At 60.8% G+C, this 23,990-nt stretch carries 21 protein-coding genes and 2 pseudogenes; 6 read left to right on the top strand and 17 right to left on the bottom strand.

Annotation, left to right across the window (positions count from 1 at the left end; all coding sequences use genetic code 11):
* Positions 1-96: 96 nt before the first annotated feature.
* The 3 genes and pseudogenes from Amn_RS06950 to Amn_RS06940 form a co-directional block, all read right to left on the bottom strand.
* The gene (locus Amn_RS06950; RefSeq protein ID WP_244749612.1) at positions 97-2,433 is read right to left on the bottom strand and encodes a S8 family peptidase; all 2,337 of its coding nucleotides are present in this window, start codon (positions 2,431-2,433) and stop codon (positions 97-99) included.
* 12 nt (positions 2,434-2,445) lie between these two features.
* Complete coding sequence (locus Amn_RS06945; RefSeq protein WP_135867169.1) at positions 2,446-3,441, bottom strand: AAA family ATPase; 996 nt, start codon at positions 3,439-3,441, stop codon at positions 2,446-2,448.
* Between the two features lie 258 nt (positions 3,442-3,699).
* A pseudogene (locus Amn_RS06940) lies at positions 3,700-4,215 on the bottom strand (IS30 family transposase); the annotation flags it as partial.
* On the opposite strand from Amn_RS06940, the gene Amn_RS06935 reads away from it, so the two are divergent.
* The 4 genes and pseudogenes from Amn_RS06935 to Amn_RS06920 form a co-directional block, all read left to right on the top strand.
* Positions 4,132-4,968: a DUF4238 domain-containing protein gene (locus Amn_RS06935; protein WP_286297931.1), complete on the top strand. Its 837-nt coding sequence runs from the start codon at positions 4,132-4,134 to the stop codon at positions 4,966-4,968. The pseudogene Amn_RS06940 and the gene Amn_RS06935 sit on opposite strands and share 84 nt — an antisense overlap.
* Before the next feature lie 159 nt (positions 4,969-5,127).
* On the top strand, positions 5,128-5,289 hold the full coding sequence (locus tag Amn_RS06930) for a hypothetical protein (RefSeq protein ID WP_202295834.1): 162 nt from the start codon (positions 5,128-5,130) through the stop codon (positions 5,287-5,289).
* Between the two features lie 633 nt (positions 5,290-5,922).
* On the top strand, positions 5,923-7,110 hold the full coding sequence (locus tag Amn_RS06925; RefSeq protein WP_006329252.1) for a Fic family protein: 1,188 nt from the start codon (positions 5,923-5,925) through the stop codon (positions 7,108-7,110).
* 10 nt (positions 7,111-7,120) lie between these two features.
* A pseudogene (locus tag Amn_RS06920) lies at positions 7,121-7,627 on the top strand (tyrosine-type recombinase/integrase); the annotation flags it as partial.
* 225 nt (positions 7,628-7,852) lie between these two features.
* On the opposite strand, the gene ccoS reads toward Amn_RS06920, so the two are convergent.
* The 8 genes from ccoS to ccoN form a co-directional block, all read right to left on the bottom strand.
* Positions 7,853-8,002 (bottom strand): cbb3-type cytochrome oxidase assembly protein CcoS, encoded by a 150-nt coding sequence (gene ccoS, locus Amn_RS06915; RefSeq protein ID WP_006329249.1) that lies wholly within the window; start codon positions 8,000-8,002, stop codon positions 7,853-7,855.
* Positions 7,999-10,287, bottom strand: coding sequence for a heavy metal translocating P-type ATPase (locus Amn_RS06910; protein WP_286295281.1), 2,289 nt, complete (start codon positions 10,285-10,287; stop codon positions 7,999-8,001). The genes ccoS and Amn_RS06910 overlap by 4 nt, the downstream gene beginning before the upstream one ends.
* The gene (locus tag Amn_RS06905; protein WP_006329246.1) at positions 10,284-10,781 is read right to left on the bottom strand and encodes a FixH family protein; all 498 of its coding nucleotides are present in this window, start codon (positions 10,779-10,781) and stop codon (positions 10,284-10,286) included. The genes Amn_RS06910 and Amn_RS06905 overlap by 4 nt, the downstream gene beginning before the upstream one ends.
* On the bottom strand, positions 10,778-12,343 hold the full coding sequence (gene ccoG / locus Amn_RS06900) for a cytochrome c oxidase accessory protein CcoG (protein ID WP_080511944.1): 1,566 nt from the start codon (positions 12,341-12,343) through the stop codon (positions 10,778-10,780). The genes Amn_RS06905 and ccoG overlap by 4 nt, the downstream gene beginning before the upstream one ends.
* Before the next feature lie 203 nt (positions 12,344-12,546).
* On the bottom strand, positions 12,547-13,410 hold the full coding sequence (gene ccoP, locus Amn_RS06895) for a cytochrome-c oxidase, cbb3-type subunit III (RefSeq protein ID WP_010914033.1): 864 nt from the start codon (positions 13,408-13,410) through the stop codon (positions 12,547-12,549).
* 2 nt (positions 13,411-13,412) lie between these two features.
* Complete coding sequence (locus Amn_RS06890) at positions 13,413-13,562, bottom strand: cbb3-type cytochrome c oxidase subunit 3 (protein ID WP_202295854.1); 150 nt, start codon at positions 13,560-13,562, stop codon at positions 13,413-13,415.
* 10 nt (positions 13,563-13,572) lie between these two features.
* The gene (gene ccoO / locus Amn_RS06885; RefSeq protein WP_286295277.1) at positions 13,573-14,304 is read right to left on the bottom strand and encodes a cytochrome-c oxidase, cbb3-type subunit II; all 732 of its coding nucleotides are present in this window, start codon (positions 14,302-14,304) and stop codon (positions 13,573-13,575) included.
* An 11-nt stretch (positions 14,305-14,315) separates the two neighbouring features.
* Positions 14,316-15,926 carry a cytochrome-c oxidase, cbb3-type subunit I gene (ccoN, locus tag Amn_RS06880; RefSeq protein WP_010914030.1) on the bottom strand — a complete coding sequence of 537 codons (1,611 nt, stop codon included), beginning with the start codon at positions 15,924-15,926 and terminating at the stop codon, positions 14,316-14,318.
* Positions 15,927-16,055: 129 nt separating this feature from the next.
* Here ccoN and Amn_RS06875 point away from each other — a divergent pair, with 129 nt between their 5' ends.
* Positions 16,056-16,595, top strand: coding sequence for a hemerythrin domain-containing protein (locus tag Amn_RS06875; protein ID WP_010914029.1), 540 nt, complete (start codon positions 16,056-16,058; stop codon positions 16,593-16,595).
* A gap of 3 nt (positions 16,596-16,598) precedes the next feature.
* Here the strand turns inward: Amn_RS06875 and Amn_RS06870 are convergent, their stop codons facing one another.
* The gene (locus Amn_RS06870; RefSeq protein ID WP_202295860.1) at positions 16,599-17,354 is read right to left on the bottom strand and encodes a Crp/Fnr family transcriptional regulator; all 756 of its coding nucleotides are present in this window, start codon (positions 17,352-17,354) and stop codon (positions 16,599-16,601) included.
* 157 nt (positions 17,355-17,511) lie between these two features.
* Between Amn_RS06870 and hemN the strand changes: the two genes are divergently transcribed.
* Positions 17,512-18,861 carry an oxygen-independent coproporphyrinogen III oxidase gene (hemN, locus tag Amn_RS06865; RefSeq protein ID WP_286295274.1) on the top strand — a complete coding sequence of 450 codons (1,350 nt, stop codon included), beginning with the start codon at positions 17,512-17,514 and terminating at the stop codon, positions 18,859-18,861.
* A gap of 537 nt (positions 18,862-19,398) precedes the next feature.
* On the opposite strand, the gene Amn_RS06860 is transcribed toward hemN, so the two are convergent.
* The 5 genes from Amn_RS06860 to trbL are packed head-to-tail and all read right to left on the bottom strand — an operon-like array spanning position 19,399 to position 23,980.
* Positions 19,399-19,668 (bottom strand): DUF2274 domain-containing protein, encoded by a 270-nt coding sequence (locus Amn_RS06860; RefSeq protein ID WP_010914026.1) that lies wholly within the window; start codon positions 19,666-19,668, stop codon positions 19,399-19,401.
* Positions 19,669-19,680: 12 nt separating this feature from the next.
* Entirely contained in the window at positions 19,681-20,895 is a 1,215-nt protein-coding gene (locus Amn_RS06855) for a TraB/TrbI/VirB10 family type IV secretion system protein (RefSeq protein WP_202295863.1), read from the bottom strand.
* An 11-nt stretch (positions 20,896-20,906) separates the two neighbouring features.
* Positions 20,907-21,935, bottom strand: a complete 1,029-nt coding sequence (gene trbG, locus Amn_RS06850) for a P-type conjugative transfer protein TrbG (protein ID WP_064987383.1) — start codon at positions 21,933-21,935, stop codon at positions 20,907-20,909.
* Positions 21,932-22,657, bottom strand: coding sequence for a conjugal transfer protein TrbF (gene trbF / locus Amn_RS06845; RefSeq protein ID WP_202295869.1), 726 nt, complete (start codon positions 22,655-22,657; stop codon positions 21,932-21,934). The genes trbG and trbF overlap by 4 nt, the downstream gene beginning before the upstream one ends.
* On the bottom strand, positions 22,658-23,980 hold the full coding sequence (gene trbL / locus Amn_RS06840) for a P-type conjugative transfer protein TrbL (protein WP_027033454.1): 1,323 nt from the start codon (positions 23,978-23,980) through the stop codon (positions 22,658-22,660).
* Positions 23,981-23,990 lie beyond the last annotated feature (10 nt).

The raw sequence follows: 23,990 nt of genomic DNA, 5'->3' as shown, positions 1-23,990 counted from the left end.
CACACGCCCCCCAATCCGACGATCTGCGAGAATTGCGATAAACGCGACCCGGTGAGCGTATGGGTCGAGCACATATCAATGTCCGCCTTCACCGGTTCAACCGCGGAGCTGGATACGCTGGCGTATCTGCTGGTAGATTTGAATCTCGGCTTCGTGTGCGACCTGCACGACGATGGCAAACCGTTGGCGGTCAAGCTCCGTCGCCCACCCGGCTTCGCATCGAACGACGATGTAATAGCGATCGCCGTAGTTCGAAATGTCGGTCTTGAACGTCGCAGTAGCCGACTGGAGCGTACTCTTCTCCCTCGATTGCGGACCGGGGACCATCTTACACTGGAACCGATTCGCGATGTCGGGGATCGCCTCGTCACGCGGTCTGCGGCGATAGTGTTCCGAGATCAGCGCCGGCTCGCATCCCCGCACAAGGCGGAAACTCATACCGACGCCGGCATAGTCATTGCGGCTGTGACGGACCGGCGGATCGTACGCAAGCGAAACGCGGATCGTGCGCCGGCCATTTGTGCTCTGAAATAATGCTGGGACCGGCAGCTCGTAGATGGCGAAATAATCCATCGCCAGCTCGTCTTCCGCATAGAGCACGACGCGTGCGTCATCGGAGAATGCGGCGTGCTCCAGATTGATCTGCCCGTAACCACACACGTTCCGGACTGCGTCGTCGCCCAACGGCGACAAACGCTGGTATGCGGCCTCAGGTACAGTCGCCGATGTGGCAAGTAGGGCGCGTACGAGGTTGGCCGACGCCTCTGGAAACCGGGACAGCACCTGCGCCGCCTTGAAGGCGACGATCGGCGCCGCATAGGAGGTGCCCGATCCGCTGGTAATCAATTGCTCAATCGGCCGATGATGAAGCGTGAGCAGGCCGGCGCTCGCGATGTCGCCGCCGTCGCGTAGTCTCTGAACGAGTGGGTCGACGATCATTGTACCGCCGAGATCGATGAAATCCGGCTTGACCGATCCCTCCACCCCGGGCCCGACCCGCGTAAATGGCGACGGCTCGCCCTCCTGCGTGATCGGCCGCACCGCAACCTCTGCGCCGAGCCGCGCATCGAGCCCATTGCCATGGGCGAGAGACCCGACCGTCACAACGTTGATGGCGCCGCCGGGCTCAAAAATCCGATTGCCCTCTTCGATTAGGTAGCGGGGATACTCCGTCACGGCCTGTTCGATCCTGTTGCCCGCACGCGGGGCACGGTTGCCGGCCGAGACCACGATCACAACATCAAGTTCGCGCGCGAGTTCATCCAGTGTCGCGGCCCAGGTGCCGACTTTCTCACCGTCATAGACGCGCTTGCGGTCGGCTAGCGCTATGACAAACAGCCGGCATCCAAAACGGGCGTGAAGCGCAGTGACCGCCTCTCGCATCTGAGAGGGTACCAGTCGCCGCTCATCGAAATCGCCGCGCTCGTTGACGACTTTGGCGGAACAAAGACGCGCTGCGCGCGCGAGGGCACCGCCGGCAAGCTGAGCACGAAGATCTCCGAATACGGCCACGCCGCCAACGCGCGTTCCGTGCCCCCATTCGTCGGCAGTGCCCAGACGTTCGGGAACGCCGATCGCGCCCACGAGGATGTCCTCAATTAGGGGATGGTCATTGACGCCGCTGTCGATCACGCCGATGAGCGGCGCGTCTTCACCAAGGAGCCCCGGCTCCGGTAGTTCGCCTAGTTCGAGGCGCATGGCTTCTGCCGTTGCAACGTCCGGGGACGGCGGAAGGTCGATGGACGCGACGTCCTCAAGCGAAAGCAACGATCGAAAAACCTCTCCGCTGGCGCGGATACGTGCCATGGTGATCGACGGCCCAATATACTCGTCGAGCCATTCGCCGCCGCGAGCGACCACATAGGCTTCGATGTCGGCAAGTTTGCGCTGACGTAGGTCACGTCGGCCCAGATCCCAGAGCTCCAGGTCGGCGATCAACTCACCGACGGCGTCGAAGTCTTCGGAATCGGTGTAGCCCTCTTCTCTCAGGCGCATCCCAATCCGATCTCTTGGATCGACCGTACCAACCGATGCAATCGAGGCGACGAAGGTCGCATACGGAGCGCCCGCCTGCCCAGCCGGGATCGGACCGCCATAGGCGACGATCCGCGCCCGGAAGTCGTCCAATTCGTCGTTTGACGAAAAAAGAACAAGAGTTCGGTCAGCGTCGCTCGATAGCACCGTTAGGCCTAGATCCTCCCAGTCGCTTTCGAGCAGCGAACCCGTCATGCGGACACGAAGGATCAGAGATGGATTGACGGTCCCAGGAGGACGCCGACGCTGCTGAACCGCGACCGCATCGTTGAGCTCCTCGGCGATTCGGCGGCTGTGATCAGGACGGTCGCGCTCCGGTGCTGCACCAAAGCCCGGGCGCTTGCGGCGTTCGAGTTGCTCCGGCAGCCTTGCGAGCTGCAAATGGTCGTACCGGGCCATTAAAGCGGCCTCCTACGACTGGCTGGTGAGGCGCGACCGACCCGCACTGCGACGCTGTTCGTCGAGGATGGCGGCATTGAAATCCCGCTCCCTGACGTCCTTGCGCTTTTCGATGACCGCCGACTTTATCGCCTGAATGCAGACGCGCTCGATCTCCGCGTAGGATAACCCGATCAGTTCACCAGCCTTCGTTCCGACATCGAAGGCCGTCGACACATTTCGGAATTTTGTGCGTAGGTAGCGGCCGATCAGCTGCTCATCCGGCTTGTCAAACCAGATCACCTCGTCGAACCGCCGCCAGATCGCGCTGTCGAGAGCGTGGTCGAGGTTTGTTGCGGCGATCAGGAAGCCCTGGGGTCTGAGGCGGTCGATGAACAGGAGCAGACTATTGACGACGCGCCGGAGCTCGTTGTGTTCGCTTGAATCATCGCGAGACCGCGCCAATGCGTCGAACTCGTCGAGAAAAAGAACACAAGGCTGCTTCCGGGCGAAGTCGAAGATCTTCCTAAGATTGCTCGCGGTTTCCCCAAGATAGGAGGAAATCAGCTGGTCGAGTTTGACGGCAAACATCGGCAAGCCGAGCTCAGCGGCAAAAACCTCCGCTGATACGGTCTTGCCGCAACCGGGCGGTCCGCAAAACAGGAGCTTTGATCGCACAGGCAAACCCCTGCGCCGGATTTCTTCAGCCCGTCGGAATTCCTTGAGGAGACCGATGAAGACACGCGTGTTGGAAGCGCTGAGAACGACGTCTTTGGTTGTATGCGTCGGCTCGACCCGCTCGACAAAGTCCTTGGCGGCATCCGGAAACGGGATGAGTGGCGCAAGCGATTTCATGGACCTAGGCCCGCTCGGCGAAGGACCGCTTTCGAGAGTCTTGCGAAGAGTGCGCGCAAGAACCTTGTTGTTCTTCTTTTCTTCCTCGACGATTATCTGCTCGGCAACCGCACGAAACTCATCGTCGCGGCCATAGCTCGCCAGCAATTTCTTCATTAATTCACCGCGAGCCATCCGAATTCCTATGCTTTGTCCTTGTAAGCTACTAGATATTCACTCCGTGTTGCGGAATCCGACGCTTGGCACCAAACCGTCAGAATCGCCTGAGGATACCTTACTGAGAAATCACTCTGGTCGAAAGCGGTCATGAGGCTGCGACTACTGCCTTGACGGCGTCCGGGAGGACATCGATTTCCTATCACGGGGACGTCCGCTTTAGGGGTCGGATAAGAACTATAGCAATGTCTGGAATCAGGCGGTGAGTTCAATAGGTCATTGCAACACCCTCTGTAGCCTATCGGCCGGCGTTTCGAAGTCCAGGATTTTTCGGGGGCGCTGATTGAGCCGCAGGGCGACGGCGTTGAGTTGGTCCTGCGAGACGTGGGAGAAGTTGGTTGCTCTGGGGAAGTACTGCCTGAGCAGACCGTTGGTATTTTCGTTGCTGCCGCGCTGCCAGGGACTGCGCGGATCGCAGAAGTAGACCTGTAGGTCGGTGGCAACGGTGAAGCTCTTGTGACGAGCCATCTCCTTGCCCTGGTCCCATGTCAACGAGCGCCGCAACTCTTCGGGCAATGTGCCGATCTTCTCGGCGATGGCCCTCACGACGGTCGCCGAGTCCCTTCTCGCCAACTTCACAAGCATAGTGAACCGGCTGTGTCGCTCGACGAGGGTGGCGATGTTCGTGTCGTTAGCACCGGTGAGCAGATCACCCTCCCAATGACCTGGGATGGCACGATCCTCCGCCTCGGCGGGGCGCTCGCGGCACGCCGCCTGTCGGCCGCCATCTCCTTCAACGTGCTCGGCATGCAAACGATCTTGCGCGCGCGTGTTCCGGCGACGCGCGATCGGCACGCGCTGATGATCGAGGCCAAAATCCGCTGCGAGCACAAGATCGGCGAAGAACTCGGCGTCCTTCCTCCGCCGCTCGAGCGCTATGCGGGCCAGTTCGACACCGTGCCGATAGGCGTCAACCCACATGAAACGCTGCTGGCAATGAAAGGTGAGTTCAAGGATTTCGGCGACCTCTGTTTCCGCCTCGGCTTCGAGGTGCTCCACAACAGGACAAGCACGCCTTTCCTCACATCGGACAATCCGGTCTGCAGCTACGATCCGCGTCAGGCGTTCCATGCGCGTACGCCTTACGAGCATTCCGGCGAGGTCGAGCTGATCTTCCCGGTTTCGGCGCACATGCTTGTGCGCGGTTCCAGCAAGCGCGGGCCGGTGAACATGATCTCGCGCCATCGCGATATCTCCGACAGCCACAAGGTGCGGCAACTCAATCGCACGATCGCGCAGTTTTCCTATCGCATGACCATCGGCCAGGATCGCTCTAGCGACGACCTGATCCGCGCCCATGGCGCGATCGTGCCGACCATCACCACTAGAGTGCGGCGACTTGGGAAAGAGGTGCATATCATCTGCCGGAATGTTTTCGGTCCCCGGCCGAGGTTATCTCAATACATCGACACGCCTGAAAAGGCCGCGCGCCTTGAGGCCAGGATGGCTGCTACATCGAGCCACGCGGACCCGATCCTCGAATGACCGGATTGATGGAAGAGCCTTCCGTTTGCGCGGTGTTTTGGACTGCCGGGGTCAAATGCGACCATTCGCGGCATCACCGGAAGGCGACAGATGGTATTTCCCACCCAACCATGCCCGTAACAATCACGCGGTTTTGTCTCTCACGCGAGAACACCCCTGATGGAGAAAGCGAAGCTCTCCGAGTTGAAAAAGCTGCGACATCTCAACATCGAAACCTTGAATGGTCGGGTCATCAACATGATGCCGCTCTTGGGAGGACCGATCCTGGCACCTCTGGATTCCGAACCTCGATGGCACGCTGATGGAGATGTGTCCGGTTGACGCCGCCCATTCGCCTATTGGGGAAAGAGTGCCGCCCGCGACGAAGACGTGTGCTTCGGCCTGCTCGAGATATTGTGGCAACGGGCGAGCTTTCCAGACGTTGTGCAGGCGTATTTGCTCTTGTCGGCGCGTACCTATTGTGGGTTCAAATCCAGCGTCAAAGACGCCAGTTGCGATTTGAGAGCGAATGGATCGCGCTCAAACGCAAACGTGAGAACCTGGCGGCCCGCATCGGGCTTCCACACGCGCTCGCAGAGCTCAGCAGATATTGGGCTGCCTCGTTCGAGTCCTCGCGCAGCCTGGTCGCAGCGTCGCGTGCTTCCGCAATCTCTGGAGAATCATTTGGAGTCGCCTGTATTTTCCTGGTCGTATATCCTAGCCGGCGCGACCGGCGAAGTTCGGCCAAGCGATCGGCCAAATCGACCTACCGATCGCAAATTTGTATATGCTATCAATGCGCTAAGCATAGCGAATATCGGCCATCATCGGCATCGGCATTGGCGTCGTCGATCAACCGTCTCGGTGAAGCTGAGGTAGCGCCTAACATCGGCCAAATGATCGGCCAGTTATGGGCGCTCAGCTAAAATTTCTGTTGACATATACGTACTTAGCGCGATCTAACATCGGCCAATCATGGAAGAGACCGTACAGCGCATCGAGCCGGCGCGCCTGGAAGACGTTGCGGAGCCTATCTCCGACGCGCTGGCTGAGCTGTCAGCAAGCTCGGCGGTTCTCGGCGCCAAGCTGCATCCGCGCACGGCCGCGAACCTGGCGGATCTCGTGCGCATCATGAACACCTATTACAGCAACCTGATCGAGGGCCACAACACGCGCCCCCGCGACATCGAACGCGCCCTCGCCGGCGAATTCGACAAAGACCAGGAACGACGCAACCTGCAGGTGGAAGCCGCGGCCCATGTTCGACTGCAGGGGGAAATCGATCGCCTGGCCGCAGAGGGTCAGCTCCCAGAACCGGCTTCGCTTGATTTTTTGCGCTGGCTGCATGCGGAATTCTACCGTGACGCCGATGAGGCGATGTTGCGCATTCGCGGCGCAGACAGAGAATTCTTGATGGTTCCGGGTCGGTGGCGATCACAGCCCGAACATGATGTCACTGTCGGCCGCCACCAGCCGCCGTCAAGCGATCGCGTCGAAGCGTTCATGGAGCATTTCGCTAGCCGGTACCGCTTCCAACGTACGGGCAAAGCGGCTAGGATATTGGCGATTCCGGCCGCGCATCATCGGTTCAATTACATTCATCCCTTCCCAGACGGCAATGGACGCGTCAGCCGCTTGATGAGTCACGCCATGGCCCATGAGGCAGGAATCGCCGCGCATGGGCTGTGGTCGATTTCCCGAGGCCTGGCGCGGGGTCTGGAAAGCCGCGGCGACTATAAACGCATGATGGATCACGCCGACATGCCACGCCAAGGCGATCGCGACGGCCGCGGCAATCTTTCTATGCGGGCGCTGGCGGATTTTACCTTATGGTTTCTACGCGTATGCATCGACCAGGTCAGTTTCATGTCGAGCCTGTTCGATTTGAACCAACTAGCCCGGCGCCTGCAGCGGTTCGTTCAACGCTACGACCTGAAGCCCGAAGCTTTCCGGCTGCTCGAGGAGGCGCTTCTGCGCGGCGAGTTCGATCGCGGTGAGGCCTCACGTATCGCTGGCTTGCCGGAACGTACGGCCCGCCGCGTGTTTACCGAGGTGCTCGAGCTTGGCCTGCTTGCGTCCGATACCCCGAAAGGACCGGTATCGCTACGCTTCCCGGTCGACACGTTGGACGAACTGTTTCCTAAGCTATTTCCGGAAACTTAGCGTCGCATAACTGCGCCTACTGTTTCCCCGCCCCGGCGAGTTGCGAGCCGCCGGATAAGAAGAGTTCGACTTCAAAGGTTCGGTGTGGACCATCCCGGAAGCACGCATGAAAATGCGGCGGCCGCACCGCGTTGCACTTTCGAGGCAGGTCATCAAAATCCTGACCGAGCTCAGAGACATTTCCGGCGGCGAGGCGCTGCTGTTTCCAAGTGTGCGATCGGGTTCTCGTCCGATTTCCGACAATACACTTAACGCCGCCCTGCGTCGCATGGGTTACAGCAAGAAAAAGCAGCGGCTCACGGTTTCCGAGCAACGGCATCAACTCTGTTGAATGAATGCGGCAAGTGGCATCCAGACGCAAGAGAGACAGCTGACCCATATTGAAAAGAACGACGTTCGGCGCACTTACGCCAGGGCAGAGCACTGGGAAAAGCGCGTCAGTATGGTGCAGTGGTGGGCCGATTATCTGGACGAAATTGGGTGCACGAAACCTGCAGTTGAACCCAAACAAGTGTAACTGCAACCCCGTGTCCGCACCTATCGTGAACATGAACATCAGCTTTGCGTACGTTATGACATTGGCCGCGTCTATGTTGGGGCGGGACCGGCGACGCAGTCCTTCGAGGGACAGGGGCTTTTCACAAATCTACGTTAAGCGACTTAACTGGTTGTGGAGCTTCAATCGTTATTCCGAGTCGGCTGACGGCCGGCGTCAGCACAGCGTCAGGAACAGCGGTCTGGCTCAGCGTTCCGGCTTGTCGTCCCGGAGGATGCGCTCAGCGGCTCCGTCAAGATCCTCATATTGGCCACTCTTCAACGCCCACAGAAAGCCAGTCAGCCCCAGTGCGCCAAGAAATAGGGCGACTGGCATGAGGTAGACGAGTATCGTCATGATGACCGCGCTGATGGGTGAATGCCGGAATGCGTTGCCGAAGAAGCCCTCGTCAGCTCGGCGAGCCTAAAGCCCTGCAGCCGCAGCCCGTTTCCGATCACTAGCAGCGATGAGGCGGACATCGCGACCGCGGCGATCAACGGCGTGACGTTGCCGAAGATGGCGATCGGCACGGCAACAGCGTTGTAGATGATCGCGATGGCTATGTTTTGGCGGATCAGCCGCCCTGCCTTCCGCGAGACGTCCAGCGCAAGGGGTACGGCCGAAAGGCTTTCACGCAGGAACACGAAATCGGCCGCGTTGCGGCCAATATCGGCGGCGGTCGCGGGAGCGATCGAGACGTGCGCCGCGCCCAGCGCTGGCGTGTCGTTGAGCCCGTCGCCCACCATCAGGACCTTGTGGCCGGCCTTGGTCAGCACTTCGATCCGCTCAGCCTTCTCGGACGGCAGCAGCGCCGAAACAAAACGGTCGATGCCCAATATTCTTGCGACATCGCCACAAGCGTCCGGGGTATCGCCCGACAGCATTTCGACCGACACGCCGGCATCCTTCAATTGTCCGACCGCCGCCTTGGCGTCGGCGCGCCTAGCGTCCTCGAACTTGAAGGAGGCGACGATCCTCCCATTCTTCGAAAGCACCGTCCCGCCATAGCCGCCATACTTGCCTTCGCCACCGGTCCGGGCTTTCCATCCGGCCCAGCCGCGCCGGCCAAGACGCCAGGTGCTGTCCGCGGTCGTCGCTTCGATGCCGAGACCCGGGTGCTCGCTGACGGCTTCCAGCTTCGGCTGGCCGGCAAAACCCGCGAATGCGGCGATGGCCTTCGAGAACGGGTGACGGGAGTGCGCCGCCATGTCGGCTGCGATCGCCAGCATCGCCGGATCGATGGTCGACGCGTTGACCAGCCTGGGCTGACCGAGCGTTAGCGTGCCCGTCTTGTCGAATACCGCCACGTCTATCGCGGCCAGGCGCTCCATGGCCGATCCGTCCTTGACCATCATGCCGGCTTCGAACAAGCGGCGCGCCGCGACCACTTGCACGATCGGCACGGCCAGACCGAGCGCGCACGGGCATGTGATGATGAGAACGGCGATCGCGATCGTCACTGCCCGGTGCCAGTCGCCGGTTACCGCCATCCAGCCAAGGAACGTCACGAAGGCGGTGAGATGGACCACCGGCGCGTAGAGCGCCGAGACACGGTCGGCGATCCGCCGATAGTGCGCACGACCACCTTCGGCGGCTTCCATCAGCCGAACCATTTCCGCCAGGAAGGAGTCCTTTGCGGCAGCGGTCGCTTCGATGGTCAGCGGGCCGGTAAGATTGAGCGTGCCGGCCTGAACCTGTTCCCCGGACGCCACGGTTTTCGGTGTGCTCTCGCCGGAAACCAGCGAGCAGTCGAGATCCGACGCGCCGCGAATGACCCTGCTGTCGACAGGCACCCTTTCGCCGGCGGCGACCAGCAGTTGCATGCCCGGTTCGATCTCGCCAACCGGCAGGTAGTCGCGCGCGCCATCGCCGCGCAGCACCATGGCGCCACGTGCGGCCAACTGGGACAGGCCTTTCACGGCGGTCCGTGCCCGTTCGCGCATGACGTGATCCAGGGTGCGGCCGATCAACAGGAAAAACAGCAGGGATACGGACGCGTCGAAATAGGCGTGATCGCCATGATTGATCGTCTCGTAGAGGCTCATGGCATAAGCGAGCGACACCCCAACCGCGATCGGCACGTCCAAGTTCATGCGGCCGTGGCGCAGTGCATTCCAGGCCGAGCGGAAGAAGATGCCGCCGGCAAAGGTGAGCGCCGGGATGGCGATCAATGCAGAGACCCAGTGAAACAGGTCGCGGGTAGCACCTTCGGCGCCGGACCAGACCGAGACCGAAAGAAGCATGATGTTGCCGGCGGCGAACCCGGCGACCGCGACCGCGCGGATCAGCTCGGCAAGCGTCTTGTCCTTCTTATCAGGGTCGGCTTCGAACAGGTGCGCCTGAAAGCCCAGCCGTCCCAGCGCGGCGACAAACGGAGGCACAGAGTCCCCACGCCACCGGATCGCGACCCGTTTCGTCGACAGGTTGACACGAGCGCCTTCGACGCGATCGAGCCTTCCGAGAGCCGTCTCGATGGCCTGGATGCACGCCGCGCAGTGAACCGTCGGCACTGAAAGGTCGGTCTGCCAAAGATTGTCGCCAAGCGATCGGCTCGCCAACCTGATCTCCTGGCTAGACGGCAGGACCGATGTGGTACTGGTCAGATCCAGCGCCAGTTCCGCGCTGGGTGCACAACAGCTCATTGCAGCGCTCCTTGCGAAATCATGATCCGGCGAACGTCGCGATAGGGCTCTGTCAGACCGGCATCGGCGTCGACTTCGACGATCCAGACGCCATCCCTTGGCAAGTGCTGCGCGGCAAATTCCTGGTCCGAGACGAGGGCGAGAGTGACGGCCTTGTCCCCAGCCTCGTAGGCGGGATGACGAAACAGTATCTTGACGCCATGCAACGGGACCGGCTTGCCGGTGGTATCGCTCAAGCTGTAGCGGACCTCACCCCGAGCGATCGTCAGTTTGCCGGTCCAGCCGAGTGCCGCCTGCGCGCGCCCTTCCTCGGCCTTTCGGTTGAATTGCTGGCTGGCCACATAGGTGTTCTCGACGACAAGGCCGGTCCAGCTCGTGCTGGCGAGTGTCGCCATCGTGAGATTGACCGCGATGATCACGCCGAAAAAGCCGAGAATGGTGAGCAGCATGTGCCTGCCGGTGAACTCACGCGTCTTTTGCGTATTGGTGCTCATCTGGCGATCTCCGGTGCGTTGAAGGTGGCGGTGTATTCGTCCGATTCGAAGCTCGCTCTGTCCTCGACGCGGAACTTGAAGGTTTGTGCAGCGTGCCGAACCTCACCCGCTGGCTGGCGCACGAAAACCTTCAGCATGTTCAGCCGGTCGGGTTCGACCGCGATGGCGAACAAGCGAGCTGCCGGCAGATCACTGCCGACGACGCTCATTTCGGCTCCCTGCAAGCCCTGCATCGTGACGACGATCGTCCTTGGCTCGGGGATCATGTTAAGCAGCTTGACGGTGTAACCGTTGCGGATCGAGCCGTCGGACAGGGTCACGAATTGCGGATTGCGGTCGTGCAGGACGTTGATCTCGAGTCGGTCGCGCGTCAGCAGCGAATAGATCAAGGCAAGCCCGACCGCCGTCCACGCGCCCATGTAGAAGAAGGTCCTCAGCCGGAAGATCTTGCGAATATGGAAATGCGCCAACCTGGCGGAGAATGTGCTGTCGGCCGTTCTGACGAGTGAAGGGTTCACGGGACCGGAGCCGCCTGCGGTCGCCACCGCCATGTTGGCGTTGTAGTCGGACAGCGTCGCATAGGAGATCAGCCCGCGCTCCTTGCCGAGCTTGTTCATGACGCCGTCGCAGGCATCAAGGCACAGCGCGCAAGTGATGCATTCGAGTTGTTGGCCGTCGCGAATGTCGATCCCCATCGGGCAGACTGCGACACAGGCATTGCAGTCGACGCAGTCACCGACCGGCTGCCCCGCAGCCTGGACCTTCTTGGCGTGCCGCGAACGAGGTTCGCCACGCCAGTCATTGTAGGTCACAGTGAGCGAATTCTCGTCGAGCATGGCAGCCTGGATGCGCGGCCACGGGCACATGTAGGTGCAGACTTGCTCGCGCATCAGCCCGCCGAACGTGTAGGTGGTCGCCGTTAGCACCGCGATGGTGACGTACGCGACCGAAGCGGCGGTGCCGTTGAATACGTCGCCGATCAGCGTCGGCGCATTGGCGAAATAGAGGATCCAGGCGCCGCCGGTAGCTGCCGCTATGACCAGCCAGATGGCGTGTTTCGACACACGCAGCACCAGTTTGCGCGCGGTCCAGCGGCCGGCGTCGAGCTTCATGCGAGCGTTGCGATCGCCTTCGATCGCCCGCTCCACAACTAGGAAAAGATCGACCCATACCGTCTGCGGGCAGGTATAGCCGCACCAGGCGCGGCCGACGGTGGACGTGATCAGGAAGAGGCCGATGCCGGCCATCATCAGAAGGCCGGCGACATAGTAGAATTCCTGCGGCCATATCTCGATGAAGAAGACGTAGAAACGGCGGTTGGCAAGATCGATCAGCACGGCCTGATCAGGAGCAAACGGACCTCGATCCCAGCGCAACCAGGGCATCAGATAATAGATGCCCAGCGTGATCGCCATCACCAGCCATTTGAAGCGGCGAAAGCTGCCCGAGGCGCGTTTAGGGAAGATTTTCTTGCGCGGAGCATAGAGCGGCTGTCGTGTCTTGGCGGAGTTGACCGCTTTTGCCTCGAGCCGCTCCATCTGCGTTTTATCCAGCACGTGCATCTCCACTCGCGCGCGGCCTATGACATCGTTGTGCGACGGACTTGTCTGCTTCGACAGACGTCCGGTCTGCAGTGAGCCCGCTTCGCCGTGTGGGCCGCGCCGCCTTGCTGCAGGTCAATCGCCGCATGCCGGAATGGTGTCGGGGCCCGACTCGTGCCGGGCCCCGTCGCTTGGCGGGGAGGGCCGAGAATAGGCTTCCGTTCCTATTCTCCGCCGCCAAGCGAATGGACATAAACCGCAAGTTCCTTAACCTTGGTCTCGCCGAGACGCCCGATCCAGGCCGGCATGACACCGTGCTTCGGCGCGCGGACTTGGACGGCGATGGCTGTCTCGCCGGGTGCGTAGAGCCAGATCGCATCGGTCAGATTGGGCGCGCCGAGCTCTTTGTTGCCTTTCGCATTATCGCCATGACAGGCGACGCAGTTTTCCCCGAATACCTTGGCGCCGGGCTCGATAAGACTTGCATCCTGGACCTTGCCCGAGAGGCTGGCGACATAGGCGCCGACCTGTGCGATCTGTTCGGGCGTGATGATGTCACCGAAGGGGGGCATTTCCGACTGCCGAGTATCCGGGTCGGATGCGAAACGGATGCCGTGCGCGATCGTTTGCTGGATCTGCTCGGTCGTGCCGCCCCACAGCCAGTCATCGTCGTTCAGGTTTGGAAAGCCCTTCGACCCTTGGGCGCCCGAGCCGTGGCATTGCACGCAATTGACCTTGAAGGTAGCTCCGCCGGCCGCTACCGCGAATTCACGCAGCGCGTCGTCGGCTGCGATCTCGGATACGGTCTTCTGCTGGATGGCCGCGACATATTTGCCCTTGGCGGCTTCGGCAGCCGCCAGCTCAATCTTGACAGCGTTGCGGCTAGAATAGCCAAGCACACCCTTGGTCGCGGAAGACAGCATCGGCCAAGCCGGATACGCAATTGTATAAGCCACCGCCCAAGCGACGGTGATGTAGAAGGTTATCACCCACCATCGGGGCAATGGGTTGTTGAGTTCCCTTATCCCGTCCCATTCATGACCGGTCGTTGAGATGCCCGAGACTTCATCGATATGCTCGCTGCTCATGATCAGTCGTCCTTGAGTGGAATCTGGGCGGCTTGATCGGCCTGTGTTTTGCCGCCGGGACGCAAGGCAAAGGCAATGCAGCCGACGTAGAAGAGCGCCATGGCAAGCAGACCCCAGCTGTCCGCGAATTCCCGCATCAAATTATAGCTCATTGCGTCCCCCTCAGCGGTAGCCGGCTGCATTGCCATAGGTCTTGAAATCGACCAGTGTTCCCAGCATTTGCAGATAGGCGACGAGGGCATCCATCTCGGTCACCTGCTGCGGATTGCCGTCCAGATCACCGAGTTTGGCTTTCGGATAGCGTTTCTCGACGCCGGAGGCATCGGCATTCGGGTCGGCCTGGGCCATCAGATCGGCATTGGCGTGCGCGATCATGTCATCGGAGTACGGGACGCCAACACGCGCGTTCGCAACCAGATGCGTCGAGAAGTCCTTCACCTCGATCGGAGCGTCCTTCAGGAACGCATAGCTCGGCATGATCGATTCCGGCACCACGGAACGTGGATCGGAAAGATGTGCGACGTGCCATGCGTTCGAATAGCGGTCACCGACCCGGGCGAGATCGGGCCCGGTGCGCTTCGATCCCCATTGGAAGGGATGATCGTACATCGACTCGGCGGCCAGGCTGTAGTGGCCGTAGCGCTCGACCTCGTCCCGGAAAGGCCTGATCATCTGGCTGTGGCAGAGGTAGCAGCCCTCGCGCACATAGATGTTGCGTCCGGCGAGTTCCAGTGGCGAGTAGGGCCGCATGCCTTCGACTTTCTCGATCGTGTTGTCGAGATAGAAGAGCGGCGCAATCTCGACGATGCCGCCGACGGTCACCACAAGAAGAGAGCCAACGAGAAGAAGCGTGGCGTTCTTCTCGATGATCGCGTGTTTGTCCATCAAGCCCATTGTCTGGCTCCCTATTCGGCAGGCCGGAGGGCGGGCTCGGAACCTGGCATTGGTTGCTCTTCGCGCTCGTGGCCAAGAATGGTCATGGTCACGTTCCAGGCCATGAGCAGGGCGCCGGTGAGGTACATCGCACCGCCGATGGCGCGCATGACGTAGAAGGGATGCATGGCAGCGACGGTTTCGGCGAAGGAGTAGACGAGGAAACCCTGCTCGTTGTATTCGCGCCACATCAGGCCCTGCATGATGCCGGAAACCCACATCACCGCGGCGTAGACGACGATTCCGAGCGTCGCCAGCCAGAAGTGCCAGGTGACGAGCCGCAGCGAATAGAGACGTTCACGATTCCACAGTTTCGGCACCATGTAGTAGATTGCGCCGAACGAGATCATGCCAACCCAGCCGAGCGCGCCGGAATGGACATGGCCGATGGTCCAGTCCGTGTAGTGCGACAGCGAATTGACCGTCTTGATCGACATAATCGGACCTTCGAAGGTCGACATGCCGTAGAAGGCGACTGCCATCACCATCATGCGGATGATCGGATCGGTGCGCAGCTTGTCCCAGGCGCCAGACAGCGTCATCAGGCCATTGATCATACCGCCCCATGACGGCATCCACAGCATGATCGAGAACGCCATGCCGAGCGTCTGCGCCCAGTCGGGTAAGGCGGTGTAATGCAGGTGGTGCGGGCCGGCCCAGATGTAGAGAAAGATGATCGCCCAGAAGTGGACGATCGACAGGCGGTAGGAATAGACCGGCCGGTTCGCCTGCTTGGGCACGAAATAATACATCATGCCGAGGAACCCGGCGGTGAGGAAGAAACCGACGGCGTTGTGGCCATACCACCATTGCGTCAAGGCGTCCTGGACGCCGGAGAAGGCGGAGTAGCTCTTCGAGCCGAGGAAGGAGGCCGGCATCGACAGGTTGTTGATCACATGCAACATCGCGATGGTCACGATGAAGGACAGGTAGAACCAGTTGGCGACGTAGATATGCGGCTCCTTGCGCTTCAGGATCGTGCCGAGGAACAGGATGAGATAGGCGACCCAGACGATGGTAAGCCAGATGTCCACATACCATTCGGGTTCCGCGTATTCGCGGCTCTCGGTGATGCCGAGCAGGTAGCCGGTCGCGGCCATGACGATGAACAGCTGGTAACCCCAGAACACAAACCAGGCCAGTTTGCCGCCAAACAGCCGGGCGCGGCACGTGCGCTGCACGACATAGAGAGACGTGCAAAGCAAAGCGTTGCCGCCGAAAGCAAAGACGACGCCGGATGTGTGCAGCGGCCGCAGCCGGCCGAAATTGAACCAGGGTTGGATGTTGAGGTGAGGGTATGCCAGCTGCAGGGCAATGATCACACCGACGAGCATGCCGACGACGCCCCAGAATACCGTTGCAATGGCTCCGTAGCGGATTGGGCCATCCATGTAGGCGGAGGTGTCGACCGGAGCCGCCGGCTTGAAATCTGTGTTGCGCAGCAGGATCGCGGTAAAGCCAGCCACGGCGACGAACAAAACCCCCATATGCTGGCGAAAAGGTCCTTCTACGCCGAAGCCGGCAGCCACCAGGGCCGCAAAAGCAAACAGGCTTAGAACGACGATCTCCGTGCCGAATTTCATGACATGTCCCCGACCAGGATTCCAATGCGCGGACGCCAAATCCGCGGTGCATTAATTCCGTAGTTGCCGCCTGCTCGCCCTGATCCATGTCAGAGCCGCACGATTTTGCTTCGGGCAGCATCGAGTTCGGTGCAATCAGAAGGTGGCGATTTGAACAAGGAAACGCAGCACGGGCCAACCCGCTCATGGACAAGTGCGGCTTTCTCGCGCCAGGCCGGCACAGAGGCGATTCCGGGCGAGGTCATGAAGCTTGCCCATCGGGAAAAGCTGGAGCTCTGCTTCTCGCTGGAAAGCATTGCCGATGCACTGCCGAACGTCGACCGCCTCAAATGTCTTGGAACGGCCAAGAAGATCGTTCCGCTGCTCCGTGACATTCATGGGTTTGAGGAGAGGGTGATTTTCCCTGCGTATGAGGCGCACTTGACCCCGGCCGAGGCCAAACTTGCCTCTACCAGCCGGTTGCGCATCGAGCACCTTGAGGATCAATGCTTCGCTGGCGAGGTGGCCGAAACGCTCCTAGCGATCGGTCATGGTGATCCGATAGAGAGCGCGGAAGCTGTCGGATTCATGCTACGCGGCTTCTTCGAAGGCTTGCGGCGACACATCGCTTTCGAACGCGAGCATGTCCTGCCGCGGATCGTAATAAGCGACGAAGGCCCCGACGCTTAGGTCTCATTCAAAGGCCGGTTGCCGCGCGCCTCGGCCGCCGCAGCGCTGCTCCAGCCGGCTCATGCTGTCGACCGTTACATGGCGTTTGCTCTCGATCCGGATCACGCCGTCAGCCCGCAATCGCGTAAGCTGGCGGCTCACGGTCTCGTTCGTCAGTCCAAGGAAATCAGAGATGTCGGCACGTGTCAGCGGCAGATCGAAGCATGCCGACCCAGCCGCCGGGTCGATACTGGAATCCATATTCCGGGCGATCATGAGGAGAAAGCTCGCCACCTTCTCCGGTGCGGTCTTGCGCCCGAGAGTCACCATCCATTCAAGTGCCTCGTCGAGTTCGTCCAGCGTCTGCTTGAGCAGGCGATGCTCGAGTCCCGGTGATTCCTTCATTATCCGTTCAACGGCCGCCTTCGGAAACGAGCACAGCGAGACGGAGGTTGCCGCTTCCACATTGATCGTGCTTTTCACCTTGAAGGGCCGTCCCAGAAAATCCGGTGCGAACCGAAGACCGACAATCTGCTGGCGGCCGTCCGAAAGGCACTTCGTCAGCTTCACAACGCCTGAAAGCAAGTTTGAATAGCTGTCGACGGCCTCGGCGTCGGCGATCAGTTCGACCCCCGGCTCGAGCTTGTGCCGCGACGAAGTTTTGGCGAGCCCAACCAAATGGTTTGGATCGAGCGCAGCGCAGACGCCGCGAAGTCGTGCTGCGCAAGACAGGCAAAGAACGGGAATGCCGGAACTGTGAATGTCTTGCCGTACTGTCATTACGCTCGCGCTACCGATCCCAAGTTTCGACAGGATAGCAAGCGATGGCAGAGAAATCCTTGCGGCAGTTTGTCCGTGCTGGAGGCTGACCGAAATCAGGGCATTGGCTCTTCGACGCGTCCAGACTTCCGGCGAGGCAAAAACGGCGGACCACCAAATGAGACCGGAATTAGCTGCCAGGCTTGGCGAGAACGTCCCGCGTTATACCAGTTACCCGACCGCGCCGCATTTCCATCCTGGCGTCGACGCTGATGTCTATCGAAGCTGGTTGAAGGCGCTCGAAAGCGGTGACGAGGTCTCGCTCTACCTGCACATCCCTTATTGCGACCGGCTGTGCTGGTTCTGTGCGTGCCATACAAAGCAGACCCGCCGCTACGAGCCGGTGGCTTCGTATCTCCGCTCGCTTCACGCGGAGATCGCGACTGTCGCCGGTCTTGTCGGCGGCAAGGCCCATGTCCGCGCCGTGCATTTCGGCGGCGGCTCGCCGACCATGCTGAAGCCCGAGGATATGATAGCCTTGGGAACTGTCCTGCGGGATCGCTTCGATTTTCTTGCCGATGCGAAGATCAGCGTCGAAATCGAACCCAACGACATGGACGAAGCCCGCCTTGATACACTTGCCGAGATCGGCATGGCGCGGGCGAGCCTCGGCGTTCAGGATTTCGATCCGAAGGTGCAGAAGGCGATCAATCGCGAGCAGAGCTTTTTGCAGACCAAGGCGGTTGTAGACGACATTCGCTCTCGCGGCGTAGGGTCCGTGAACCTCGATTTGCTTTACGGCCTGCCGCATCAGACCAGGGAGAGCGTCTGTTCCACCGTGGCGCAGGCGCTGACTCTGGAGCCGGACCGGATGGCGCTGTTCGGCTACGCGCATGTGCCCTGGTTCAAGAAGCATCAGACTATGATCGACGAGGCATGGTTGCCGGGTCCGGCCGAACGGTTCGCTCAGTGGCAAATTGCCGCCCGTCTGATCATGGGCGCCGGATACGAGGCGATTGGAATAGACCATTTCGCCAGGCCGGATGATGCGCTTGCAGTCTCGGCTCGCGCGGGAACAATCCGCCGCAATTTCCAGGGCTACACCGAGGATCGCTGCGAAACACTGATCGGGCTCGGGCCGTCATCGATCAGCCGGTTTCGACAGGGCTATTCGCAGAACATGCCGTCGACAGCCGAATATGGACGCATGGTCGAGGGGGGACATCTGGCCACGGTCCGCGGCATCGCGTTTTCCGAAGATGACCGTGTTCGCGGCTGGATCATCGAGCGCTTGATGTGCGATTTCGGCTTTTCAGCAGCCGATCTGGTGGAACGCTTCGGGGAAGCCGGACAAAAGCTTCTTTTCCAAGCAAGCTCCATCGCCATTGGCGACCCTGCTCGACCGCTTGAACTCCAAGGTGACAGTTACGTCGTATCGGCGGAAAGTCGTCCCTTTGTAAGGAGCATTGCAGCGAAGTTCGACAAATATTTCGAAAGTGGAACGGCCAGGCACTCAGTGGCAGTCTGAGTGCCACAGACGAACGTCACCGTCTTCAGTCGATCGCGAACCTCCTCAAAATCGCCGAAACCAGCAGCTAACAATTCGATAGTGCATATGACGCCACTTTACGATGCTGTGACGACGCGGGTATTTTCCAAAGGGGGTCGCATGGCAGAGGGCTGGGACCCGCCGGAACCCTGCAGGCAGGGCTCCACTTCGTATCCGCCCAAGCAGGTTGGATTGTTCGGCCCAGTCTTTCACTGAATGTCAGCGACGCACCCCATTGCGGCTTCCGCTACTCAGCGCTGCGGCTCTTGAATGCCCCTTTGAGATGAGCTCATTCTGAGTAACAACCGCACGGCGTTCCCACGGGTCTGAAACCATGCATCAGTGCGGCTAGCACGCCCTGCGCCTGTTCGCGGTTTCCGGGCCGCCCAGGCACTTACTTGACCTCCAGCTGCTCGAAGTTCGCGCATAGGCCTTACATGACGGATCGGTAGGCCGCGACCGCCGGGAAATTAGGCACCCGGGCGGCTGCGCCAATTGACCAACTTTATGCTTCGATTACTCGGAATCTGAACCTGACACGCGTCGCGATTTCTCTGACATGCCGGCGGGCAAGCTTTCCTTTCTGGCCTTGGCAAACGCTCTGTCACCTTCCAGAAACCCTGCCAGCATGAAAGGTATGAGTTCCGCTACCGTTTCAGACTCGCCATAGGTCTGGCGGTAAAGCGCCGCATAGTCCTTGAGTGCTTGGTTCAGGTCCGCGCTAACGGTGATGGTCATCTTCGAAGGTGTCCGGTCCGGAAGCTTTCCAAGTTTCAGATCTGCCATGATTACTCCTGTTCAAGTCGGGTATGGGCGCAGCACAAGATCCTTGTGTACAATCACGCGTAGGGGCCAACCGGGGCGGACGATAATGGTGGGTTGAATATTCAGGTTCTTTTCGGTGATGCGCTGGCCGGCTTGACTGATGTTTTGCTGAGTGGATTCCCGGATCGCCTTAACTAGGTCGCTTTCGTTTTCCCCAAAGCTCAACTCGGTACCAACGCCCAGTAGCGTCGCTAGAGCAACTCCCTTGATCAGCTGCCAGGTGTGAAAATCGACCTTGTCTTCAAGCCCAGCATAGCCGGCAGTATCCGTCGCTGGCAGATTGTCGATTTCGATCGAGGAACCGTCGGGCAGGATTATTCGCTGCCAGACCAGCAATGCGCGCCTCTGCCCAAAAGCCACGACGCTGTCATAAGTGCCGATGAGGCGTGAGCCTTGCGGAATGAGCACAATGCTGCCGGTGACTGTGTCGTGCACATTCTCGGTGACCTGCGCGACGACAAGGCCAGGCAAGTCGGAATTTATGCCGGTGACGAGACTGGCCGCGATCACGCTGCCGGCCATCAGTTGGTAGGGCGAGGCCGGCGTCTGCAGCGCATGCGGATTGTAGATCCCGCTTGTGTTTCGCTGACTGACAAAATCGAGCTTGCGCTGTTGGTTGTTCTGGTCACCCTCGGCTGGGGCAACGGAAGCTGACGTGCGCGTCGCTCCGGATTGCGGAAGCGCCTCAGACGGCTGCTGCGCACTCGGCCCGCCGCCGGCGACATCTCTCTGTCTGGGTCGATTGTCGATCCGGAACAAGACTTGCGACTCGCGCGCCTCAATTGCTTGCTGGGCAAGGCGCTGCTCCTCGGCGGAGATATCCTGCCCTGGCGCGATGCCGAGCTGACGTTGGCGTTCAAGGATGGGGCGACCGAGGTCGCCGGGCAGTGGCGGTCCGAGCACAGGGGCCTTCGGCATGATCCCGGAATAGTCCTTGGGAAGCGCTTCTAGTCCCTCGGCGGGTGGCTTGCGCTCGGTGTTATAGCGGTCCTCTGCCTGGTGCTTGATACGCCATGCCGGTCCTTGAAGCGCCATCATCGTGACGCCCAGAATGGCACCGGATCCGACTGCAGCGATGGCGATGATCACACCGCGCCTGAATCGGACAGCGCGGCGGGGCGAGGCTCGCAATTGCAGCTGCTCGGGATCGAGTTTCGGCGGCGCATCGGATCGGGAAGTATCGGTCATGAGCGCTCCCCTCACCTGCTGGGCCGCGCAAAGAGCGGAATCCGCCGCGGCGGTTGCCGGCCGTCAGTCCTGGTGATGCGCACCACCTGCTGCTGCTTGCTGCCTAGACGCAGTTCTGCAGCGCCAAAGAGGCGATCGACGATGTAGTAGTTGCCGCGCATGCGATAATTGACGAGCTGGCTGTCCCCATCGGCACCGACGATGAAGAGAGGAGGCGCTTCACCCTGATCAATGCGACGGGGGAATTCGATATAGACCTTGCTGCCATCGTCGAAAGCGCGCGTCGGCCTCCAGGGTGGTGTGTCGCCGGTGATTGAATACCGAAAGCGGATATTCTCGAGCGCCACATTCGACGCCACCGGCGTGGCAGCCTCGGCTTGGGCGTTGCGCTGGCGTAGCGCGATGATCTGGTCCTCGCTATAGGTCCAGGAGATCGCCGCCATTGAGGTCTTCTCGGTGCTTTGAAGCTGCAAATGGTAGGTGCGTCGTTCCGTGGTGATCACCAGATTTGTGTTAAGTCCCGGCGCGAAGGGTTTTACCAGCACATGGGTGCGCTGATTGTCACCGGTGCCGCTGACGGTATCGCCGATCACCCAACGCACCGTGTCGCCGGCCGACACGGCTGTTAGCTTCTCGCCCGGCTGGAGTGCGATATCGGTAACGCGCTCCGGCGCGGCATAGAGCTGATAGAGTGCGCCATCGGCGAATGGATAGACCTGAACCGCATTCACGTACCCATACCTGGTGGGTTGCTGCGTCGCTGCTTTATTGGCATCGGAGACCCGTTCTTCAGGAGAGCGCTTGTCATCGGCCACCCTGCCCGGATCGGGCTGTAGCTGACCTGGCAACGGCAGCGGCTTTGGCACTTCGACTATCTTGACCGGCTTCTCCGGCGGCTTCTCGATTGCGGCTGGTTTGAAATCGGCAGCATCATAGGAAATCTCAGGCGGCGGTACCGGCTTCGACGCGCAGGCGGAGAGGACTGCTGTAGAGGCCGACAGGATCAGCACGGCACGGACCGACGACATTCTATTCTTCATTGGTGGACTCCTTTTGGGGAAACGGACGTCGGCGCAGCACTGTCGAGCTCGCGCGACCAGTCGATCGCATTGATGAAGACGCCGAGCGGGTTGTTGCGCAGTTGGTCAGTATTACTTGGCGGGCGGATCACGATGGTGAGGATCGCGGTCCAGCGCGTCGTGCTGGCAAGGCTGCCGCGCTCAAAAACCTGCTCGGCCCATTTGACCTGGAACGAGCTGTCGGAAGCCCTGACCACGCTGGTCACTTGCACCGACACGCTGCGTGTGCCGATCTGGCCGAAAGGATCGTTCGCCTTGGCGTACTCGTTGAGAAAGAGCGCCGCGCGGTCGGTGGCGAAGTCATAGGCCGAAAGCCAGTTCTGCCGCACCAGCACCGGATCGGTGGAAACGGAACGGACATTCTGAATGAAGCGGCCGAGATGCCACGCGATCTGGGCATCGGAGGGCTCGTAGCCCCGGATTGCCGGCGCAACGGCGCGTGCCTCGCCGAAGCCGTCGACCTCGACGACGTAAGGCACGACGCGGCTCTGCATCGACTGCCACACGAGTCCGCCGGAAAGTCCGGCCGCCAAGGTCAGACAGCCAAGAGCCATGAACCGCCAGTTGCGGGCCTGCACTCGAGATGAGCCTATGCGCTCGTCCCAGAGCTGCGCGGCCTTCTGATACGGCGTGACCGGCTCGGGCGTCTTGCCGTAACGTTGAATGGGTCGCTTGAATAGCATTTAGTCGTCCTTGTCGTTGAGAGAGGGATTGGCGCTGCCTCCCGGCCTGTCGCCTTCACGGACGGCCTGCATGGCGGTGTGACGGTGGGCACGGGCTGTCTGTTCGGAACGCAGGCGCCTGGCCCAGCCGGGCGCGGCATCAGCGACCGGACCAGTAGGGCTTCCGGTCATGGATGCGGTCGGCGCACCACCGGTCGCGGTCCAGGCAGCTTCGCGCCCGGCATCAACGCTGCGCCCGAAGCCTCCTGCGGCAGATCGTGCCGCCCGCATTGCGGCGCCGCCGGCGGCGCTGGTCACACCATGCATTCCAGCAGCTACACCGGACAGGCCGGACTCGGGCGATGTTGCGCGCCCGATCTGCCAGGCCGTAGAAGCCGCTGACCCCATGGTCGTGCCGGCACGGAGTGCGGTGAGACCGCTGCCGGTTGCCGTGCGCGCGCCGGCAAATGCTGCGCCTGCGGCAACGAGCGATGCACCGGCTGCGGCTGCCGTGGTTCCAAGTGCGGCGCCCGCGCCAAGCTGCGGCGCGCCCGAGACAAGACCGGAGGCTATCCCAGGTCCGAAAATGCCGAGACCAAGGAGCGCCAAGGCGCCCAGGACCTGTGACATGGCGGCGGCCAGATCCGGCTCCTTGCCTTGCAGCGCGGAAGCGAACTCGCCAAAGAGCGTGGAGCCGATGCCGATGATGACGGCCAACACCATCACCTTGATGCCCGACGAGATGACATTGCCGAGCACGCGCTCGGCGAGAAACGCTGACCGGTTCCAAAGCGCGAAGGGCACAAGAATGAATCCGGCCAGAGTGGTGAGTTTGAATTCGAGGATGGTGATGAAGAGTTGGATGGAGAGGATGAAGAAGGCGATGATGACCAGGAACCAGGCCACGAGCAGCACGAAGATGGTGAGCGCGTTGCCGAAGATTTCTGGGAAGCCGAGAAGCTGGCTTGCCTGATCGAGAAGCGGCCAGGCGCCCTCGAAACCGGTTGCGGCAATGCGGCCCGGATGCAGGAGATTGTCGGCGGAGAGATTGCCTGAGGACGCATTGATGCCGAGGCCAGCGAAGGACCGATAGATGATGTCGGCGAGGTTCTTGAAGTTATTCAAGATGAAGGCAAAGACGCCGACATAGAGCACTTTGCGGATGAGCCGGCCGAATATGTTGGGTTCGCCGCCGAATGCCCAGGCGAGGCCGGCAAGTGTGACGTCGATGCCGATCAGGGTCGTGGTAAGGAAGGCGACATCGCCCGAGAGCAGACCGAACCCGCTATCGATGTAGCGGATGAAGGTCTCCATGAAGCGATCAATGACCCCAAGGTCGTTCATGCCGCCTTCC

Source organism: Aminobacter sp. Y103A, from assembly GCF_030294925.1.
GTDB lineage: Bacteria > Pseudomonadota > Alphaproteobacteria > Rhizobiales > Rhizobiaceae > Aminobacter > Aminobacter ciceronei.
This window is presented reverse-complemented; position numbering and strand designations above follow the sequence as displayed.

What these genes read in the sequence shown, in the direction of transcription:
- Amn_RS06950 (WP_244749612.1), bottom strand. Translation starts at nt 2,433, where the DNA reads ATGGCCCGGTACGACCATTTGCAGCTCGCAAGGCTGCCGGAGCAACTC.
- Amn_RS06945 (WP_135867169.1), bottom strand. Translation starts at nt 3,441, where the DNA reads ATGGCTCGCGGTGAATTAATGAAGAAATTGCTGGCGAGCTATGGCCGC.
- Amn_RS06930 (WP_202295834.1), top strand. Translation starts at nt 5,128, where the DNA reads ATGGAGAAAGCGAAGCTCTCCGAGTTGAAAAAGCTGCGACATCTCAAC.
- Amn_RS06925 (WP_006329252.1), top strand. Translation starts at nt 5,923, where the DNA reads ATGGAAGAGACCGTACAGCGCATCGAGCCGGCGCGCCTGGAAGACGTT.
- ccoS (WP_006329249.1), bottom strand. Translation starts at nt 8,002, where the DNA reads ATGACGATACTCGTCTACCTCATGCCAGTCGCCCTATTTCTTGGCGCA.
- Amn_RS06910 (WP_286295281.1), bottom strand. Translation starts at nt 10,287, where the DNA reads ATGAGCTGTTGTGCACCCAGCGCGGAACTGGCGCTGGATCTGACCAGT.
- Amn_RS06905 (WP_006329246.1), bottom strand. Translation starts at nt 10,781, where the DNA reads ATGAGCACCAATACGCAAAAGACGCGTGAGTTCACCGGCAGGCACATG.
- ccoG (WP_080511944.1), bottom strand. Translation starts at nt 12,343, where the DNA reads ATGCACGTGCTGGATAAAACGCAGATGGAGCGGCTCGAGGCAAAAGCG.
- ccoP (WP_010914033.1), bottom strand. Translation starts at nt 13,410, where the DNA reads ATGAGCAGCGAGCATATCGATGAAGTCTCGGGCATCTCAACGACCGGT.
- Amn_RS06890 (WP_202295854.1), bottom strand. Translation starts at nt 13,562, where the DNA reads ATGAGCTATAATTTGATGCGGGAATTCGCGGACAGCTGGGGTCTGCTT.
- ccoO (WP_286295277.1), bottom strand. Translation starts at nt 14,304, where the DNA reads ATGGGCTTGATGGACAAACACGCGATCATCGAGAAGAACGCCACGCTT.
- ccoN (WP_010914030.1), bottom strand. Translation starts at nt 15,926, where the DNA reads ATGAAATTCGGCACGGAGATCGTCGTTCTAAGCCTGTTTGCTTTTGCG.
- Amn_RS06870 (WP_202295860.1), bottom strand. Translation starts at nt 17,354, where the DNA reads ATGACAGTACGGCAAGACATTCACAGTTCCGGCATTCCCGTTCTTTGC.
- hemN (WP_286295274.1), top strand. Translation starts at nt 17,512, where the DNA reads ATGAGACCGGAATTAGCTGCCAGGCTTGGCGAGAACGTCCCGCGTTAT.
- Amn_RS06860 (WP_010914026.1), bottom strand. Translation starts at nt 19,668, where the DNA reads ATGGCAGATCTGAAACTTGGAAAGCTTCCGGACCGGACACCTTCGAAG.
- Amn_RS06855 (WP_202295863.1), bottom strand. Translation starts at nt 20,895, where the DNA reads ATGACCGATACTTCCCGATCCGATGCGCCGCCGAAACTCGATCCCGAG.
- trbG (WP_064987383.1), bottom strand. Translation starts at nt 21,935, where the DNA reads ATGAAGAATAGAATGTCGTCGGTCCGTGCCGTGCTGATCCTGTCGGCC.
- trbF (WP_202295869.1), bottom strand. Translation starts at nt 22,657, where the DNA reads ATGCTATTCAAGCGACCCATTCAACGTTACGGCAAGACGCCCGAGCCG.
- trbL (WP_027033454.1), bottom strand. Translation starts at nt 23,980, where the DNA reads ATGAACGACCTTGGGGTCATTGATCGCTTCATGGAGACCTTCATCCGC.